13 protein-coding genes, 1 other RNA gene and 1 pseudogene are annotated in these 17,050 nt (G+C 39.4%); 10 read left to right on the forward strand and 5 right to left on the reverse strand.

The genetic code is table 11. The features are described from left to right. Positions 1-48: 48 nt before the first annotated feature. From dnaG to P6280_RS00525, 6 genes are all read left to right on the forward strand, one after another. Entirely contained in the window at positions 49-1,728 is a 1,680-nt protein-coding gene (gene dnaG / locus P6280_RS00500; RefSeq protein WP_283236708.1) for a DNA primase, read from the forward strand. Next, on the forward strand, positions 1,725-2,777 hold the full coding sequence (locus P6280_RS00505; RefSeq protein ID WP_283236709.1) for an MnmA/TRMU family protein: 1,053 nt from the start codon (positions 1,725-1,727) through the stop codon (positions 2,775-2,777). The genes dnaG and P6280_RS00505 overlap by 4 nt, the downstream gene beginning before the upstream one ends. A gap of 88 nt (positions 2,778-2,865) precedes the next feature. Beyond that, positions 2,866-3,693: a DUF5718 family protein gene (locus P6280_RS00510; protein ID WP_088296904.1), complete on the forward strand. Its 828-nt coding sequence runs from the start codon at positions 2,866-2,868 to the stop codon at positions 3,691-3,693. Between the two features lie 144 nt (positions 3,694-3,837). Next, on the forward strand, positions 3,838-4,119 hold the full coding sequence (locus P6280_RS00515; protein ID WP_001272686.1) for a TrbC/VirB2 family protein: 282 nt from the start codon (positions 3,838-3,840) through the stop codon (positions 4,117-4,119). Further along, positions 4,119-4,382, forward strand: a complete 264-nt coding sequence (locus P6280_RS00520; protein WP_015643366.1) for a hypothetical protein — start codon at positions 4,119-4,121, stop codon at positions 4,380-4,382. The genes P6280_RS00515 and P6280_RS00520 overlap by 1 nt, the downstream gene beginning before the upstream one ends. 1 nt (position 4,383) lies before the next feature. Next, a complete protein-coding gene (locus P6280_RS00525) occupies positions 4,384-6,747 on the forward strand; it encodes a VirB4 family type IV secretion/conjugal transfer ATPase (protein ID WP_283236710.1) in 2,364 nt (787 codons plus the stop codon). Between the two features lie 30 nt (positions 6,748-6,777). Here the strand turns inward: P6280_RS00525 and ffs are convergent. Continuing rightward, positions 6,778-6,875, reverse strand: an RNA gene (gene ffs / locus P6280_RS00530) — signal recognition particle sRNA small type. Between the two features lie 173 nt (positions 6,876-7,048). Between ffs and P6280_RS00535 the strand changes: the two genes are divergently transcribed. The 3 genes from P6280_RS00535 to nspC all read left to right on the forward strand — a co-directional run bounded on the left by P6280_RS00535 (position 7,049) and on the right by nspC (position 10,669). After that, on the forward strand, positions 7,049-8,389 hold the full coding sequence (locus P6280_RS00535) for a COG3014 family protein (protein WP_174246881.1): 1,341 nt from the start codon (positions 7,049-7,051) through the stop codon (positions 8,387-8,389). Between the two features lie 100 nt (positions 8,390-8,489). Then, the gene (gene cheV1, locus P6280_RS00540; protein WP_283236711.1) at positions 8,490-9,455 is read left to right on the forward strand and encodes a chemotaxis protein CheV1; all 966 of its coding nucleotides are present in this window, start codon (positions 8,490-8,492) and stop codon (positions 9,453-9,455) included. Then, entirely contained in the window at positions 9,452-10,669 is a 1,218-nt protein-coding gene (nspC, locus tag P6280_RS00545; protein ID WP_283236712.1) for a carboxynorspermidine decarboxylase, read from the forward strand. The genes cheV1 and nspC overlap by 4 nt, the downstream gene beginning before the upstream one ends. Before the next feature lie 9 nt (positions 10,670-10,678). Here nspC and lpxE read toward each other — a convergent pair whose 3' ends face one another. The 3 genes from lpxE to sabA all read right to left on the reverse strand — a co-directional run bounded on the left by lpxE (position 10,679) and on the right by sabA (position 15,292). Next, positions 10,679-11,212 carry a lipid A 1-phosphatase LpxE gene (gene lpxE, locus P6280_RS00550; protein ID WP_283237434.1) on the reverse strand — a complete coding sequence of 178 codons (534 nt, stop codon included), beginning with the start codon at positions 11,210-11,212 and terminating at the stop codon, positions 10,679-10,681. Between the two features lie 49 nt (positions 11,213-11,261). After that, a complete protein-coding gene (gene eptA / locus P6280_RS00555) occupies positions 11,262-12,833 on the reverse strand; it encodes a phosphoethanolamine--lipid A transferase EptA (RefSeq protein WP_283236713.1) in 1,572 nt (523 codons plus the stop codon). Positions 12,834-13,219: 386 nt separating this feature from the next. Next, positions 13,220-15,292, reverse strand: a complete 2,073-nt coding sequence (sabA, locus tag P6280_RS00560; protein WP_283236714.1) for a Hop family adhesin SabA/HopD — start codon at positions 15,290-15,292, stop codon at positions 13,220-13,222. A 226-nt stretch (positions 15,293-15,518) separates the two neighbouring features. Here sabA and P6280_RS00565 point away from each other — a divergent pair. Beyond that, a pseudogene (locus P6280_RS00565) lies at positions 15,519-15,929 on the forward strand (DNA/RNA non-specific endonuclease); the annotation flags it as partial. 281 nt (positions 15,930-16,210) lie between these two features. On the opposite strand, the gene P6280_RS00570 reads toward P6280_RS00565, so the two are convergent. Next, complete coding sequence (locus tag P6280_RS00570) at positions 16,211-17,038, reverse strand: prephenate dehydrogenase (RefSeq protein ID WP_203296878.1); 828 nt, start codon at positions 17,036-17,038, stop codon at positions 16,211-16,213. Between the last annotated feature and the right edge of the window lie 12 nt (positions 17,039-17,050).

Here is a 17,050-nt window from a genome sequence, read left to right on the forward strand (position 1 = left end):
CATTCAAGCGAGTTAAAAAAAGAAAGCAAGATGAAGAAAGCATGAAAAATGATTCTTAAAAGTTCCATTGATCGCCTTTTGCAAACGATAGATATTGTAGAAGTCATTAGCTCTTATGTGGATTTGAGGAAATCAGGTTCTAGTTACATGGCTTGTTGCCCTTTTCATGAAGAAAGGAGCGCGAGTTTTAGCGTCAATCAAATTAAAGGGTTTTACCATTGCTTTGGGTGTGGAGCGAGCGGGGATAGCATTAAATTTGTGATGGAGTTTGAAAAGCTTTCGTTTGTGGAAGCGCTTGAAAAATTAGCCCACCGATTCAATGTGGCTTTAGAGTATGACAAAGGCGTTTATTACGATCATAAAGAAGACTACCACCTTTTAGAAATGGTGAGCTCGTTGTATCAAGAAGAGCTTTTTAACGCCCCGTTTTTTTTGAATTATTTGCAAAAAAGAGGGCTTAGCCTAGAGAGTATAAGAGCGTTTAAATTAGGCTTATGCACAAATAGAATTGATTATGGCATTGAAAATAAAAGCCTGAATAAAGACAAACTGATTGAATTAGGCGTGTTAGGCAAGAGCGATAAAAAGGATAAAACCTATTTGCGCTTTTTGGATCGTATCATGTTCCCTATTTATAGCCCTAGCGCTCAAGTGGTAGGCTTTGGAGGGCGCACCTTAAAAGAAAAAGCGGCCAAGTATATCAATTCGCCCCAAAATAAGCTTTTTGATAAATCCAGTTTGCTCTATGGCTATCATTTGGCTAAAGAACACATCTACAAACAAAAGCAAGTCATTGTAACAGAGGGGTATTTGGATGTGATTTTATTGCACCAGGCGGGTTTTAAAAACGCCATAGCCACGCTTGGGACAGCTTTAACGCCATCGCATTTGCCCTTGCTTAAAAAAGGCGATCCAGAAATTCTCTTAAGCTATGATGGGGATAAAGCAGGGCGAAACGCAGCTTATAAAGCGAGCTTGATGCTGGCTAAAGAGCAAAGGAGAGGAGGGGTGATTTTATTTGAAAACAACCTGGATCCAGCGGATATGATCGCTAATGGCCAGATTGAAACCTTAAAAAATTGGCTATCGCACCCCATGGCTTTTATTGAATTTGTTTTAAGGCACATGGCAAATTCCTATCTTTTAGACGATCCTTTAGAAAAAGATAAGGCCCTTAAAGAAATGTTAGGGTTTTTAAAAAACTTTTCCTTGCTTTTACAAAGCGAATACAAGCCCCTAATCGCCACGCTTTTGCAAGCGCCTTTGCATGTTTTAGGGATTAGAGAGCCAGCCTCTTTTCAGCCTTTTTACCCCAAAACAGAAAAACCTAATCACGCTCAAAAGTGGGTTAATGCTTCTAGCACGCTCAGTTTGGAATTTTTAGAAAAATTAGTGATCCGCTATCTTTTAGAAGACAGAAGCTTGTTGGATTTGGCGGTGGGTTATATCCATAGTGGGGTATTCTTGCATAAAAAACAAGAATTTGACGCTTTGTGTCAAGAAAAATTGGACGACCCTAAATTAGTTGCGTTATTATTAGATGCGAATTTACCCTTAAAAAAAGGGGGTTTTGAAAAGGAATTGCGTTTGTTGATTTTGCGCTATTTTGAGCGGCAACTCAAAGAAATCCCTAAAAGCTCGCTCCCTTTTAGCGAAAAAATGATCTTTTTAAAAAAGGCTCGCCAGGCCATTATGAAATTAAAACAAGGAGAATTAGTCGCCATATGAAAAAAATAAAAGCTTTAGCCTTATTTAGTGGGGGGTTGGATAGTTTGTTGTCTATGAAATTGCTTATTGATCAAGGCATTGAAGTGAGCGCCTTGCACTTCAATATAGGGTTTGGGGGGAATAAAGATAAAAGAGAGTATTTTGAAAACGCCACCGCACAAATCGGGGCTAAGCTCTTGGTGTGCGATATTAGAGAGCAATTTTTTAACGATGTGTTGTTCAAGCCCAAATACGGCTATGGGAAATATTTCAACCCTTGCATTGATTGCCATGCCAATATGTTTAGGAACGCTTTTTATAAAATGCTTGAATTGAACGCGGATTTTGTTTTGAGTGGGGAAGTGTTGGGGCAACGCCCTAAATCCCAAAGGAAAGAAGCGCTAAATCAGGTGAGGAAATTAGTCAGAGAAGTGGGCGAAGAGGCGCGTTTTGATCCCATTTTAGACAGAACGCAAGCAAGCGGTGAGAAACCGCAATTTTTAGACGAATTGCTTTTAAGGCCCATGAGCGCGAAACTCTTAGAGCCTACTTTCATGGAAAAAAAGGGCTGGGTTGATAGAGAAAAACTTTTAGATGTGAGCGGCAGGGGGCGAAGCAGGCAATTGCAAATGATTAAAGATTACGGCTTGAAATATTATGAAAAGCCAGGTGGGGGGTGCTTGCTTACGGATATTCAAGTGAGTAATAAGATTAAGAACTTGAAAGAATACAGAGAAATGGTGTTTGAAGACAGCGTGATTGTCAAAAACGGGCGTTATTTTGTCTTACCCCATAACGCTCGTTTGGTGGTGGCAAGGAATGAAGAAGAAAACCATAAATTAGATATTCAGCACCCCTTAATGGATAAGATTGAATTACTAGGCTGTAAAGGCCCTTTGAGTTTAGTGGATAAAAACGCCAGCAAAGAAGATAAAGAATTGGCCGGCCGTATCGCTTTAGGCTATGCTAAGACTTCAAAAGAGCAGGCTTATCTCATTCAAATAGGGGATGAAAAGCGCGAGCTTTACCCTTTGGATAAAGAGAGTGCTAGAGAGTATTTGTTCGCTTGAAAGGGAGTTTTTGAGAGTTTTAGGGATTTTCTTTTATGTTATAATGAAAAGTTCTAATCAGCGTTAGGCTGTTTTTTAGGAGGTTTGCATGCAAGAGTTTTTAGGTTTTGGTGTGGTGGGGAATTTTGCAGGGCATTTGGAGCAAGCGGGAGAGAGTCATAGTTTTATTAACATGAAAAGCGAAGAAAAGGACGCTCCTAAGGGGTTATTCCCTTTTTATATCCCGTATGAAAATTGCTATTTGGGGCGTTGTTGCATTGATAACCATAAGATTATTTTGCCTAACGATCCAGATTTAAGGGTGCAAGCAGAGCCAGAAATCGCTTTAGAATGCGATGTCAAATACGATGAAAAACATTTCGTTACTAAGCTTGTGCCTAATTTTTTCATGGCGTTTAATGACGCTTCTGTGCGCAATTTAGAAGCCACAAAACTCTCCCAAAAAAAGAATTTTTCACCGGCTTCTAAAGGTATAGGGCAGAAGTTGCCCATTGACAGGTTTGCTTATGGAGGGGTGTGTAACAATTTCTCTATTGCGTCTTTTTTGAAATACAATAATGTTTGGCACATTTATGGGGAAAACAGCAAACTGCTCAAATACGAGTTTTTTTATCAAAAGCTTTTAGACTGGATCAAAGATAGGCTCAATTACCAACAAGATGGCGACTCTTTAGAGGCTCTAAGGCCGTTTTTAGAGCGCCATAATTTCCCCACTAAAATGATTTTTGCGATAGGGGCTACCCCTTATATGCCCTTTGCACAAGAGCATTTCTTGCAAAAAGGCGATGAGGTGGTGATTATTGCTTACAACCATTTGCAATATAGTTTTGAAAAGATTCAAAACCTCTTAGAAGAAGACGCCCTACAAACCAAAGAACACGCTAATCTTTCTTATGTCTATCAAATCGTAGAATAGTAAGGCTTTTACCTCTTTAGCTTTGCTTTTTTACCCTTTTAAAGATAAAACACACCCTTTTTGACCCCTTTTAGGGAGTTTTTATGGTTTTTTTGAGATAATAAAGTCTTATAAGGTTAATTAAAATTAAACAAAAGGGTTTTGATGTCCGCTCATTTTTTAAAAATCATTTTTTTAGTAGGCATGTGCGTTTCAAGTTTGTTCGCTGAAGGTTTAGAGGGGTTTTTTAACGCCCTAGAAGCCCAGCTCAAAAGCCCCATCGCTAAGGGGATTTTAATGGTGATTTTCATAGGGATCGCTATTTATGTGTGGAGGAATTTAGACCGGTGGAAAGAGATTTTATTCACGATCCTTGGCGTGGTGTTTGGGATTTTTTTATTCTTTAAAGCCCCGAGTTTAGCGAATTGGTTCATGGGAATTTTTTAATGATTATCCTGTCAGCGAGCGTGAAGAATTTGCGTGAAATTTCGGTTAAAGAAAAATTTTTATGGCTGAACGCTAAGTCTTATTTGATTTCTGTTTTTGTGCCTTTTATTTTGCTCCCTTGGATTGATTTGTTGAGCGCTTTTTTATTGTATTTAGGGTTTTTAGTGCTCTTTAGCGTGCTGGAATTTTTTGATGAAGATATTGCAGATATTATTATTGCTAAAAGCAAAATAAAGACTAAAACCAAATGTTATAGAGCGTAGAATGTTAGAAAAGCTTTTGAGCGCTGTCAAACAAAAAGTTTCAAACTATTTTTTAGGGGTTTTGCCTAAAAGCTATTCTATGAGCGAAGAAAACAACATTTTAGGCTTGTATGATGAGCATTTCTTGCTCACTAAAAACGAAAACTTAGTGGGAATTCTCCGTTTAGAGGGGGTGAGTTACACCCATTTAAGCACAGAGCAATTGCAAGATCTTTTCACCGAGCGCCAGATGGCGTTGGATTCTTTAGAAAAAGTCGTGGCGCGCCTTGTGGTTAAAAGGCGTAAAATTGATCACCAACAAAACATTCAATCTGATTCTAAATACTTGCAAGCGATTTTGAATCAATTTGAAAATAAAGAAGTGTATGAAAATCAGTATTTTTTAGTTTTAGAAAGCGCGCATTCTTTACAAGGCGTTTTAGAGCATAAGAAAAAATCCTTAATGCATGCCAATAGGGAAAATTTTAAGGACATCCTCTCTTATAAAGCGCATTTTTTGCAAGAAACTTTAAAAAGCTTAGAAATCCAGCTCAAAAACTACGCCCCCAAACTCTTAAGCTCCAAAGAGGTTTTGAATTTTTATGCGGAATACATTAACGGATTTGATCTCCCTTTAAAGCCCCTAGTAGGGGGGTATTTGAGCGACAGCTATATCGCTAGTTCTATCACTTTTGAAAAAGATTATTTCATTCAAGAGAGCTTTAATCAAAAAACCTATAACCGCTTGATTGGCATTAAAGCTTATGAGAGCGAGCGCATCACTTCTATAGCGATCGGAGCGCTTTTATACCAAGAAACGCCTTTAGACATTATCTTTTCTATAGAGCCTATGAGCGTCAATAAAACGCTGAGTTTTTTAAAAGAAAGGGCCAAATTTAGCATGTCCAATCTCGTTAAAAACGAGCTGCTAGAATACCAAGAACTGGTCAAAACCAAACGCCTATCCATGCAAAAATTCGCCCTAAACATTCTTATCAAAGCCCCTAGTTTAGAGGATTTAGACACTCAAACAAGCTTAGTCTTAGGGCTTTTATTTAAAGAAAACTTAGTGGGCGTTATAGAAACTTTTGGCTTGAAGGGGGGGTATTTTTCCTTTTTCCCTGAACGCATCCATTTAAACCACCGCTTGCGTTTTTTAACCTCTAAAGCCTTAGCGTGTTTAATGGTGTTTGAAAGGCAAAATTTAGGTTTTAAGGCTAATTCATGGGGGAATAGCCCTTTGAGCGTGTTTAAAAATTTGGATTATTCCCCCTTTTTATTCAATTTCCATAACCAAGAAGTGAGCCACAATAACGCTAAAGAAATCGCCAGAGTGAATGGGCATACTCTAATCATAGGAGCTACCGGGAGCGGTAAAAGCACGCTGATTAGCTTTTTAATGATGAGCGCTTTGAAATACCAAAACATGCGCCTTTTAGCATTTGATAGGATGCAAGGGCTGTATTCTTTCACAAAATTTTTTAAAGGGCATTACCATGACGGCAAATCTTTTAGCATCAACCCCTTTTGTTTAGAGCCTAATTTGCAGAATTTAGAATTTTTGCAATCCTTCTTTTTTAGCATGTTTGATCTTGCCCCTTCAAGGGATAAAGAAGCCTTAGAAGACATGAATGCGATTTTGGGCGCAATTAAGAGTCTTTATGAAACCTTATACCCTAAAGCTTTTAGTTTGCTGGATTTTAAAGAAACGCTTAAAAGAACCTCATCTAACCAATTGGGCTTGAGTTTAGAGCCGTATTTGAATAACCCCCTTTTTAACGCTTTGAATGACGCGTTCAACTCCAACGCTTTTTTGAATGTGATAAACCTAGATGCCATCACCCAAAACCCTAAAGACTTAGGGCTTTTAGCCTATTATTTGTTTTATAAAATCTTAGAAGAATCCAGGAAAAACGACAGCGGTTTTTTGGTTTTTTTAGACGAGTTTAAATCCTATGTGGAAAACGATTTATTGAATACTAAAATTAACGCTTTAATCACGCAAGCACGAAAAGCTAATGGCGTGGTGGTGTTGGCTTTGCAAGATATTTACCAATTAAGCGGGGTTAAAAACGCCCATAGTTTTTTAAGCAACATGGGGACTCTTATTTTGTACCCGCAAAAAAACGCTAGGGAGTTGAAACACCATTTCAATGTGCCTTTGAGCGAAACTGAAATTTCTTTTTTAGAAAACACCCCTTTGTATGCCAGGCAGGTTTTAGTCAAAAATCTGGGTAACGGGAGTTCTAACATGATTGATGTGAGCTTGGAAAGTTTAGGGCGTTATTTGAAAATCTTTAATTCAGACTCTAGCCATGTGAATAAAGTGAAAGCGTTACAAAAAGACTACCCCACAGAGTGGCGTGAGAAACTTTTGAAGAGCTAGTTTTAAAAAGTTAATATTATTTTGAAACACTCCTATTCAGATGGCTAAGGCACACAAGAAATCAGGGGACTCTGCTGTATTCCTACCCTGAAGCGTTACCCTAAAATCCTATTGCATAGGTCTAAATAAGAGCTTAAGGATCATTTTAACCATAAAAAGCTTATGTTTTCATTAAAAATGTTATGATACGCTCAAATAGTCAAGCAAAAAAATGCCAATTAAAAGGGTTAGATTGAAAATATTCATTCTGTTGATGTCGGTAATTTTAGGAGTATCATTAACAGGTTGCATAGGCTATCGTATGGACTTAGAACATTTTAACACGCTCTATTATGAAGAAAGTCCTAAAAAAGCTTATGAATATTCCAAACAATTCACTAAGAAAAAAAAGAACGCTCTTTTATGGGATTTGCAAAACGGCTTGAGCGCTTTATACGCAAGAGATTACGAGACTTCTTTAGGGGTATTAGATCAAGCTGAGCAACGCTTTGATAAAACGCAAAGCGCTTTTACAAGAGGGGCTGGTTATGTGGGCGCTACCATGATTAATGATAATGTGCGCGCTTATGGGGGGAATATTTATGAGAGCGTTTTAATCAATTATTACAAAGCGATAGACTACATGCTTTTAAACGATAGTGCGAATGCTAGGGTGCAATTCAACCGCGCGAATGAACGCCAGCGTAGGGCTAAAGAATTTTATTATGAGGAAGTTCAAAAAGCCATTAAAGAGATCGATTCTAGCAAAAAGCACAATATTAATATGGAACGCTCTAGGGTAGAAGTGAGCGAGATTTTAAACAACACCTATTCTAATTTAGACAAATACGAAGCTTATCAAGGCTTGCTTAACCCGGCGGTTTCGTATCTTTCAGGGCTGTTTTACGCTTTAAATGGGGATAAAAATAAGGGGTTAGGCTATCTTAATGAAGCCTATGGGATCAGTCAAAGCCCTTTCGTGGCTAAAGACTTGGTTTTTTTCAAAAACCCTAATAGAAGCCATTTCACTTGGATCATCATTGAAGATGGCAAAGAGCCACAAAAAAGCGAATTTAAAATTGATGTGCCTATTTTTATGATCGATTCGGTTTATAATGTGAGTGTGGCCTTGCCCAAGCTGGAAAAAGGGGAAGCGTTTTATCAAAATTTCACTTTAAAAGATGGCGAAAAAGTAACACCCTTTGACACTTTAGCCTCAATAGATGCGGTGGTTTCTAGCGAGTTTAGGAAGCAATTGCCCTACATTATCACCAGAGCCATTTTATCGGCTACTTTTAAGGTGGGCATGCAAGCGGTGGCGAATTATTATTTGGGGTTTGTTGGAGGGCTAGTAACTTCGTTGTATTCAGGCGTTAGCACCTTTGCAGATACCAGAAACACGAGCATTTTTGCCCATAAAATCTATCTTATGCGTATCAAAAATAAAGCCTTTGAAAATTATGAAGTTCAAGCTGATTCTACTGACGCTTTTTCGTTTTCATTAAAGCCTTGTAAAAGATCGCTTGAAAACCCCAAAGTCATTGACGCTAGGGAATTGATTTCGGGGTTTGTAACAGCCCCACAAATCTTTTGCTCTAACCGCCATAATATTTTATATGTGCGCAGTTTTAAAAACGGGTTTGTTTTGAATCGTTTAAAATGATTTAAAAAACCCCCAAAGATAGTTTTTAAGTGTCGTTAGCATTAAACACAAACACGATATAATTATAAAACGATACCAAAACCTAAATTAAGGGGAAATCATGGCTGATAGTTTAGCGGGCATTGATCAAGTTACGAGTTTGCATAAAAATAACGAGTTGCAATTGTTGTGTTTCAGGCTGGGTAAAAACAAGGATTTGTATGCGGTCAATGTCTTTAAGATCCGTGAAGTGGTGAAATACCATGGCAATCTCACTATCATCAGCCACGAAAGCAATTCGCTCGTTGAGGGTTTAATCATTATAAGAGAGCTCACCATTCCCTTGATTGATATGAAAAAATGGTTTTATTATGACAGCCAAAACAAAAACAAGGATTTACGCCCTTATAGGATAGAAAAAGAAAAAGGCGAAGACGATATTGTTATGATTTGTGAGTTTTCTCGCTGGACCATAGGGGTTAGGATCTATGAAGCGGATAGGATTTTGAGCAAGAAATGGACTGAAATGGAGCAAAGCGCTGGGCTAGGGGGATCTGCTGGGAATAACAAACTCGTGAGCCGCACGCGCTATTTTGACGGGCGCTTGGTGCAAGTGGTGGATATTGAAAAAATGCTTATAGATGTGTTCCCTTGGATTGAAGATGAAAAACACAGCGATTTAGAGACGCTCTCTAAAATCCGTTCTAACCAATGCGTTTTGCTTGCTGATGACTCCCCAAGCGTTTTAAAAACCATGCAAACGATTTTAGACAAGCTAGGCGTCAAGCATATAGATTTTATCAATGGTAAAACCTTATTGGAGCATTTATTCAACCCCACAACCGATGTGAGCAGTATTGGCCTTATCATTACCGATTTAGAAATGCCAGAGGCGAGCGGTTTTGAAGTGATCAAGCAGGTTAAAAACAATCCTTTGACTTCAAAAATCCCTATCGTGGTCAATTCTTCTATGAGCGGGAGCTCTAATGAAGACATGGCCAGGAGTTTGAAAGCCGATGATTTCATTTCCAAGTCTAACCCCAAAGACATCCAGCGAGTAGTTAAGCAATTTTTGGAATCAGCATGAAAAAATACAGCGCTATCCCCACCCCTTGCTATGTGCTAGAGAGCGAACGCTTAGAAAAAAACGCCAAGATTTTAGAGATCGTGCGCCAACAAAGCGGGGCAAAGGTCTTGCTCGCTTTAAAGGGGTATGCGTTTTGGCGTGAGTTTGGGATTTTAAGGCAAAAATTGAACGGGTGTTGCGCGAGCGGTCTTTATGAGGCTAAGCTCGCTTTTGAAGAATTTGGGGGGCGAGAGAGCCAGAAGGAAATTTGCGTTTATAGCCCGGCTTTCAAAGAGGCTGAAATGAGCGCGATTTTACCCCTAGCCACAAGCATTATTTTTAACTCTTTTTACCAATACGCTACCTATAAAGACAGGATTTTAGATAAAAACAAGCAATTAGAAAACTTGGGCTTAAGCCCCATTAAAATGGGTTTGAGAATCAACCCTCTCTACAGCGAAGTAACCCCAGCCATTTATAACCCATGCTCTAAAGTGAGCCGGTTAGGGATTACGCCTAGCGGATTTGAAAAGGGGGTTAAAGAGCATGGGTTAGAGGGGGTGAGTGGGTTGCATTTCCATACGCATTGCGAGCAAAACGCTGACGCTTTGTGCCGGACTTTAGAGCATGTGGAAAAGCATTTCAAGCCTTATTTAGAAAATATGGCGTGGGTGAATTTTGGTGGGGGGCATCACATCACTAGGAGCGATTATGATGTGAATTTGCTCATCCAAACGATTAAGGATTTTAAAGAGCGTTATCATAATATAGAAGTGATTTTAGAGCCTGGGGAAGCCATAGGGTGGCAATGCGGGTTTTTGATCGCAAGCGTGATAGACATCGTTAAAAACGATCAAGAAATTGCGATTTTGGATGCTTCTTTTAGCGCTCACATGCCTGATTGCTTGGAAATGCCTTATCGCCCTAGCATCCTTAAAGTTTCCATAGAAAATGATGAAGAGCTTATTGAGGTTGAAAAGGGCGAAAATCAAGGGGCGTTTTCTTACTTTTTAGGCGGCCCTACTTGTTTGGCGGGGGATTTTATGGGGAGTTTTAGCTTTGATACGCCTTTAAAAAGGGGCGATAAAATCGTGTTTCAAGACATGCTCCACTATACGATTGTCAAAAACAACTCGTTTAATGGCGTGCCACTCCCAAGCTTGGCTAGATTGGATCAACAAGGGTTTAAAATCCTTAAAAACTTTTCTTATGAAGATTATAAAAACAGGAATTAAAGCTTTTGATTAAGGCTTTTTGGGGCTTGTAAAAAGGCTCACGCACAACATTCCAATACCAAGCCCGGCCAACACCGCACCGATGGTGTGCATGTCTAAATAAATGCGAGCGAGCATGGTTAAAGGAACTAGGGGCAAGAGCCACCAGTATTTTTTGAAAGAATAACGGCGCATTAAAAACACCACCGCCAAACCCACCATAGACGAATGCCCGCTTGGCATGTTGAAATTACCCCCATAAGGGCGCTCGCCCAAACGCTGATCATTGATCGTTACATGGTTTAAGGCTCTTTTGGTGGTGTGCGTGAGGATAGTTGTAGCGATAGAAGCGTTAGCGACTTGAAAAAGCCCTATCGCATCTCTTTGAATCAAAGGGATAGCCACAGATAAAATCGTAGGGATAAAGCGCGCGTAATGCTCGGTGAAATGAAACACCAAAGGCACGCTATGCTGTTTAGGGACTTTAGGGAAGGGTGCAAAAATGCCTGATAAAATCAAGCCCAGACTGAGCGCTAATAAAGTTTTAGAAAAGCTTTTAGGCAGGCTTTCACAAAATTTTTGTTTAAATAAGAATCTTTTCATGCGTGTTATTTTACTTCTTTTTGTGTTTAAGCAGGTCTAAAGAAGGGCGATAAACAGCGTTAGGGTTTTTAAAATCCAAAAACACCCCTAAAATGCTATGGAAAATAACATTTTGATGGATGGGGGTTTGGGTTTGAATGATGGAATGCTTCTCTTTGAAAGGCTCATTAGCATAAACAATAAAGGGGATCTCGTATTGTTCTTTGGGGGCGATGCTTTTAGGAATGCCATGCAAATAGAACGCTTCTTCGCCCAAACTTTCGCCATGATCGCTCAAATAGATCATTAAGGCGGGCTGCTTGGCTTTTTTGAGCATGCTAATGATTTTATCTAGCAGATAGTCGTTGTAAAAAATGGTGTTGTTATAGGCGTTAATCAGGCTTTCTTTGGAGCAAGAAGACAAATCAGCGCTTGAGCAATAGGGCTTAAACACCCTAAAATTTAAAGGCACTTTGTTGTCATAGTTGGGGCCATGCGAGCCTGCAAGGTGTAAGATGAGTAAGACATTTTCATTAGAGTGTTCTTTTAAAAGGTCAGGCAAATTATAGAGTAAGGATTCATCATAAGGAGCGATCGCTTCACAATTGGGGCATTTTTGAATCAATTCATAGTTTTTAAGATAGCTTGTAACCTTAACATTCTTTTCGCCATCATTGGCGCTATACCAAAAGACTTTGATACCGGCTTTAGTCAAGTAAGTCGGTAAATTTTCATAAGCGTTCAAGCTGTTTTTAAAAGAAGAATCTAAAATGCATTCCAAACTCGCTGTCGTGTAAGTGGCGCAAGAAGTAGCGTTAAAAAGAGTGAGTTCGTTATCGGCTAAACGCTTGCTTAATTTTGGGGTGGTGGGTTTTTTATAGCCATAAAGGGCGTAATTGTGTTTCCTGGCGCTTTCGCCAATGACTAGCACCACAAACGAATGAGAACGATTGGGCGAAAAAAGAGGGAGCGGCTTGATAGTGGGGGCGAAAAATTTAAGAGCGCTCACTCTAAAAGCGTTCACGCTATAAGCGAAAGGCAAAATTAAGCCCCCTATGAATTTCGCATGCTTGTCAAACCACAGCCAATTTTTAGCGTTCATTAAAGCGCCAGAGATAAAGATAAACACTAACGCCAAGATCGCTAAAAAGGGCGCTTTTTTAGAAGAATTTTTAAGGGGGATTTTATAGATGACATAGCCAGGCAACACCCCAAAAACAACGATAACAATGAATAATTTAACGCTCAAAAAGCCTAAAAGCTCATGTGTATTGGTGTTTAAGACATTACCCATCATGCTCTTATTTAAAAACACCCCATAAGCGCTAATGAAATAAAAAGCGATGGAATTGAGCAAGCTAAAAACAATCGCGCTCAGGCGCATCAAATAAACAGAGATCAAGCCTAATGCCAAAAAAAGAGCGCCATTAACGCAAAAAAGCACCACAACCATCATGGCTATAAAACTAACCTGGTTGCTTTCTTTATAAACATAAGCGAACAAAGGGAAATGGTATAAAACGCCAAAAATAAGGCTATAAAGCAAACCGGCTTGCAGACAACTTAAGGGCTTTAAAAACTTCAGATGGAATAATGATGTCAAACACGCCCCTTAAAATCAATCAATCTTAGGATTATATCGTAGGTATGGGGATTTTATGGTTTATTTTAAGACTTTTTAGGGTGGCTTGCAAGAGCTTTAAAGCGTGTTTGTTGCAAAATTGTATCACGCTCCATAGTTAGGATATGGGGTAAATGAGAGGCATGTCATGAAGTGTAAAAGTGGGAAGTGTAAAAGTGGGAAGTGTAAAAGCGGCAAACGCTCTTTTAAACCACTTGAAATTTCTTTTTCTTGGTTTAAGGTAGTGTTTTTGATGAAACGCTAATTTATGAAAAAATGAAAAAGCGAGTGAGAAGCCAATGAAAAGATCAGTAAAAAAGATTAAGCCCCCTAAAAAGAGGGTTTAAAAAGGGGTTTAATGCGAGCTTTTAGTAAGCAAACACATAGTTGAGATACACGCTATAAAGCCTTCTGTATTGCAAGGTAGTGCCTAGCAAAGAATAGTAATTCGTGTTGATCGTGGGGATCTTCACGCCTAATTCCATGCCATGTTGCGCGGAATGATCAGCGCCTCTTCTCTTATTCCTAGCGAGATTGGTCCTTAAGCCCAGATTGAATAAGAATTGGAAGTTGGAGGTGTTGATTTTAGCCTTATAGTAATTATTCACATTCGCCAAATTCACGAATTGGGAATTAAGCCATGAAGTCCCAGCTATTGCGATACCGCCAAACGCACCAAAAGAAATTTTATTGTTTTTAGTGGCTTTATCGTTGATGAAATTCACTAACAAATCGCTCCCCACGCCATAAGTCCAAACATCAGAAGAGGCGTTGAAAAATTGGGATTTGTTATAGGTGTGGTTGTAATCCACAAAGCCGTAGTATCTCGCGCCCCATCGTTTGTTTTTCCCAAAGAATTGCTTATAGCCCACTTGAAAGCCGATCCCATTCATCGCGCCGTTATTGGTGGTAGAAGCGGCGATTAGCCCGGCGCGTCTGAAAGGGTTACTGCCTAATTCTTGAGTCCTAGATTGCACTTGAGAATGGATATTGGAGTCAATGTAGTAGTTATCCTGTATGCCTTGCGGGCTGTTAGGGTTAGTCTTTTTGCTCACCACATTTTGTAAAGATTGAGCCTCAGGCAAGCTTGAAATGGCTGCTGTGATGCTGTCATAATGTTCGCCTAGCTTTTTATACTGACTGCTGAAATTCGCTAAAGTGTAGGCGAGGTTTTGCGCGTTATGGATTCGCTCCGCCTGGTCGCCAAAATGAGCGATGCTGTTTTTTAGATTCGTTACGGTCTCTCCCACATACGCACAGCCGGCTCCCCAAGTGTTAGAAGTAACCGTGCCAGATGGCGTGCCACGGAGGTTGCCGTTGCCATCCTTTTCATGGCACACCCCTAAAGAGTCTTTCACGAACGCTGCAGGGATTCTTTCAAAGTCCTTCACCACTGCTTGAGCGCGGTTTAAAATCTCTGCTTGCGCTCTAGCGTTAGCGAACATGCTTTGAGAAAAGCTAGCGTCTTTATAGGGGTTGAATGTCTTTCCAGTGTCCAGGTTGTGCTGGTTTTGCGCGTTTGCGGTAACGATTTTGGATTGCTCTACGGCTATCTCAGCGTTTTTGATCATGTCTTGAATTGCACTGATTTCATTTTTAAAAATCCCGCACGCGCTCCCATCGCCTTTCAAATATATTCCTTCCCATAAACTACCACTGCTTGCAGGACCTGCACCACCATTATTGATCCATGGGCATGCTTCATTAAGAGTGGTTAAAATAGTGCTAGCCTGTTTTAAAAGCTCTTGAGCGTTATTTTTTGTAACAATTTCTTCTTTATTATTGTTATTGTTATTGCTCCCATTTTGGTTGATTGTAAATTTAAGTTCGGTGTTGGTGTCGCTTAAGGCAGGAATATCTTTCCCACTTGCTCCAAAAGCCTTTTGGATGATTTGATAAGCTCTATTGATTTTCGCATAATTTTCAGTGGATATAATGCTATATGGTCCTGGTTCATAATTAGTAGTGCCACAAGTAATGGTAGTCCCTCCCCATTGATTTGTTGGTGTGTTTTCAAAGGTTTGAACGCCCCCATTTTTGCTGCTGTCTTTGCCAGGGCCACAAGGACTGATCGCATAGCTCATGACTTGCCACAAACCCGCTGCCGCATTGAGCGCTAAAAGCACCGCCTGATACGCCGGGGAGTTCTTTTTATCATTGATTAAATTCTTCGCGCTCGCATTCAAATTAGTCCTTGCGTTGTTGATAGCGTTCGGGTCGGAGGACTGCCTGATGAGAGTGTTTAGGACGCTATAATTCGTTAAAAGATTGTTCAATCTCTCATAGCTATCTGAAAGATCTTGAATCCCTTTAGTGTTTTTCACCATTTGAGCGGATTCACCGATTTGATAGCCCGCACTTACAAAAAAGCCGTTGTCTTCAGCGCTTAAAGCGGAAACTAAAAGCGAACCTAAGGTTAATGACAGAAATTTTTTCTTCATGTTTTTTCCTTTACTTCTTGAAATAAGATTGATTTTGTCAGTAAATCTTGCGGAAATGTATATTTAAGTAATTCTATACCGCAAGCTTTCGTTAATATAGTATAAATTAATGCGATTTTGATATTAATTAGGCGTTTTTGCCCTTTCAAAAAAAAAAAAAGGTTTTTGTAGCGTTTCTAAACAAATATTAAACCGATAAGGGTCATTTTAAAAGAAATGAGGTTGTTTGAATAGGACTTACAGAATGACTAATATCACCCCTGAAGCCAAAAACACCAACAGGCACTCTGTTTTATCAGTAGAAAAAGAGGGCCGTAATTTGGCTAGGAAATACCATCAAGTTTTAGTAGAAGAACTCACCATCATCAAACAGGGTTATAGGACTTTTAGCTCTAAAAATATTGCTATCCCTAGCGGATTTTGGTACCACTATGATATAAGCCTAACCGATAGCTATGAAAACGCTAAAAGCGAATGTTTTTACATCCCTAATGACAACCAAAAATATCCCTTACAAAAAATGAGAAGAGATTGTAATGAATATGAGCGACTTGAAAAGCAAGTGGTTTTTAAGAACAATAAAAACGCTGAGTTGAATGAATTGCCTAAGTATCTTAACAACGCTAAGAAGTATTAAAACCGCCCTTAAAATGCCTATAAAAACACCGGTATTTTTGATAAAAAGGTTTAAGAAATCAAATCCCTAACGGCTAAAATTTGTTTTTGTTGGAAGCGTTTCATAAGATCCGGGCTTAAGATAATCTCTTATAATTGTTAATTGTTGTTTGCTGGTTTATTGGATCAATCCATGCTATCCACATGCTATCTGTATGGAAACAGCCTATAAAGACAATCCAAAAATACCCCATTTTGTTTCTCGCAACCCTAAAAACAACGATACACAAATTTTAAATTATTCTACATGAACTCTTGGAGTTTGTTCGCTTGTGCCATCCATTCTGCAAGGCTTTCATAATCGTTATTTTCTATCCAAGCCTTAGCTTGCGCGATTTCTTTTTCGCATTTTTTAATCGCTTCTAAGACATTGTCTCGGTTTTGTTTGAAAATATCTTTCCACATTAAAGGCGAGCTTTTAGACAAACGGCTCATATCCCTAAAACCCCCACCCGCTAAAGATAGAATCATCTCTGGGTCATTTTGCTTTAAAACGCTATTGGCTAGAGCGTAGCTCAAAACATGGGGTAAATGGCTGATATAAGCCACATGGGTGTCATGCTCATTGGATTTCATTTTGATCAAGCGCGCTTTAATGCCTAAAAAGATTTCTTTAGCGATTTCTACTTGCTCAGTCCCTGAATCTTCCAAATCGCACAATATCACAAGAGCGTTTTCATACAGCCCCTTAACGCTCGCTTTAGGGCCATAAAACTCTGTCCCACACATGGGGTGCGCGGCGATGAAATTCTTACGAATGCTTTTAGGGATATTGTGGATGATTTGCACTTTAGTGCCGCCTAAATCAATAATCGTTGCGCTTTTTTTAACGGGAGTCATTTTTTTCAAACATGCAATGATGCCCTCAACCGGAATAGCCAAAAAAATCACATCGCATTCTAAAATCTTTTCAAATTCCACGCATTCATCTACAAGCCCCAAAGTCAAGGCCAATTTAGCATGCAAAGCGTTATGATCATAGCCTATGACGCTTTTAAAACGCCCCCATTCTTGCAAAGCCAACCCTAAACTGCCCCCCATAAGCCCTAAACCAATAATGCCTGCTTTCATTAATGTCTGCTT

This window comes from Helicobacter sp. 219-2, assembly GCF_030053225.1.
Classification (GTDB): Bacteria; Campylobacterota; Campylobacteria; order Campylobacterales; family Helicobacteraceae; genus Helicobacter; species Helicobacter pylori_C.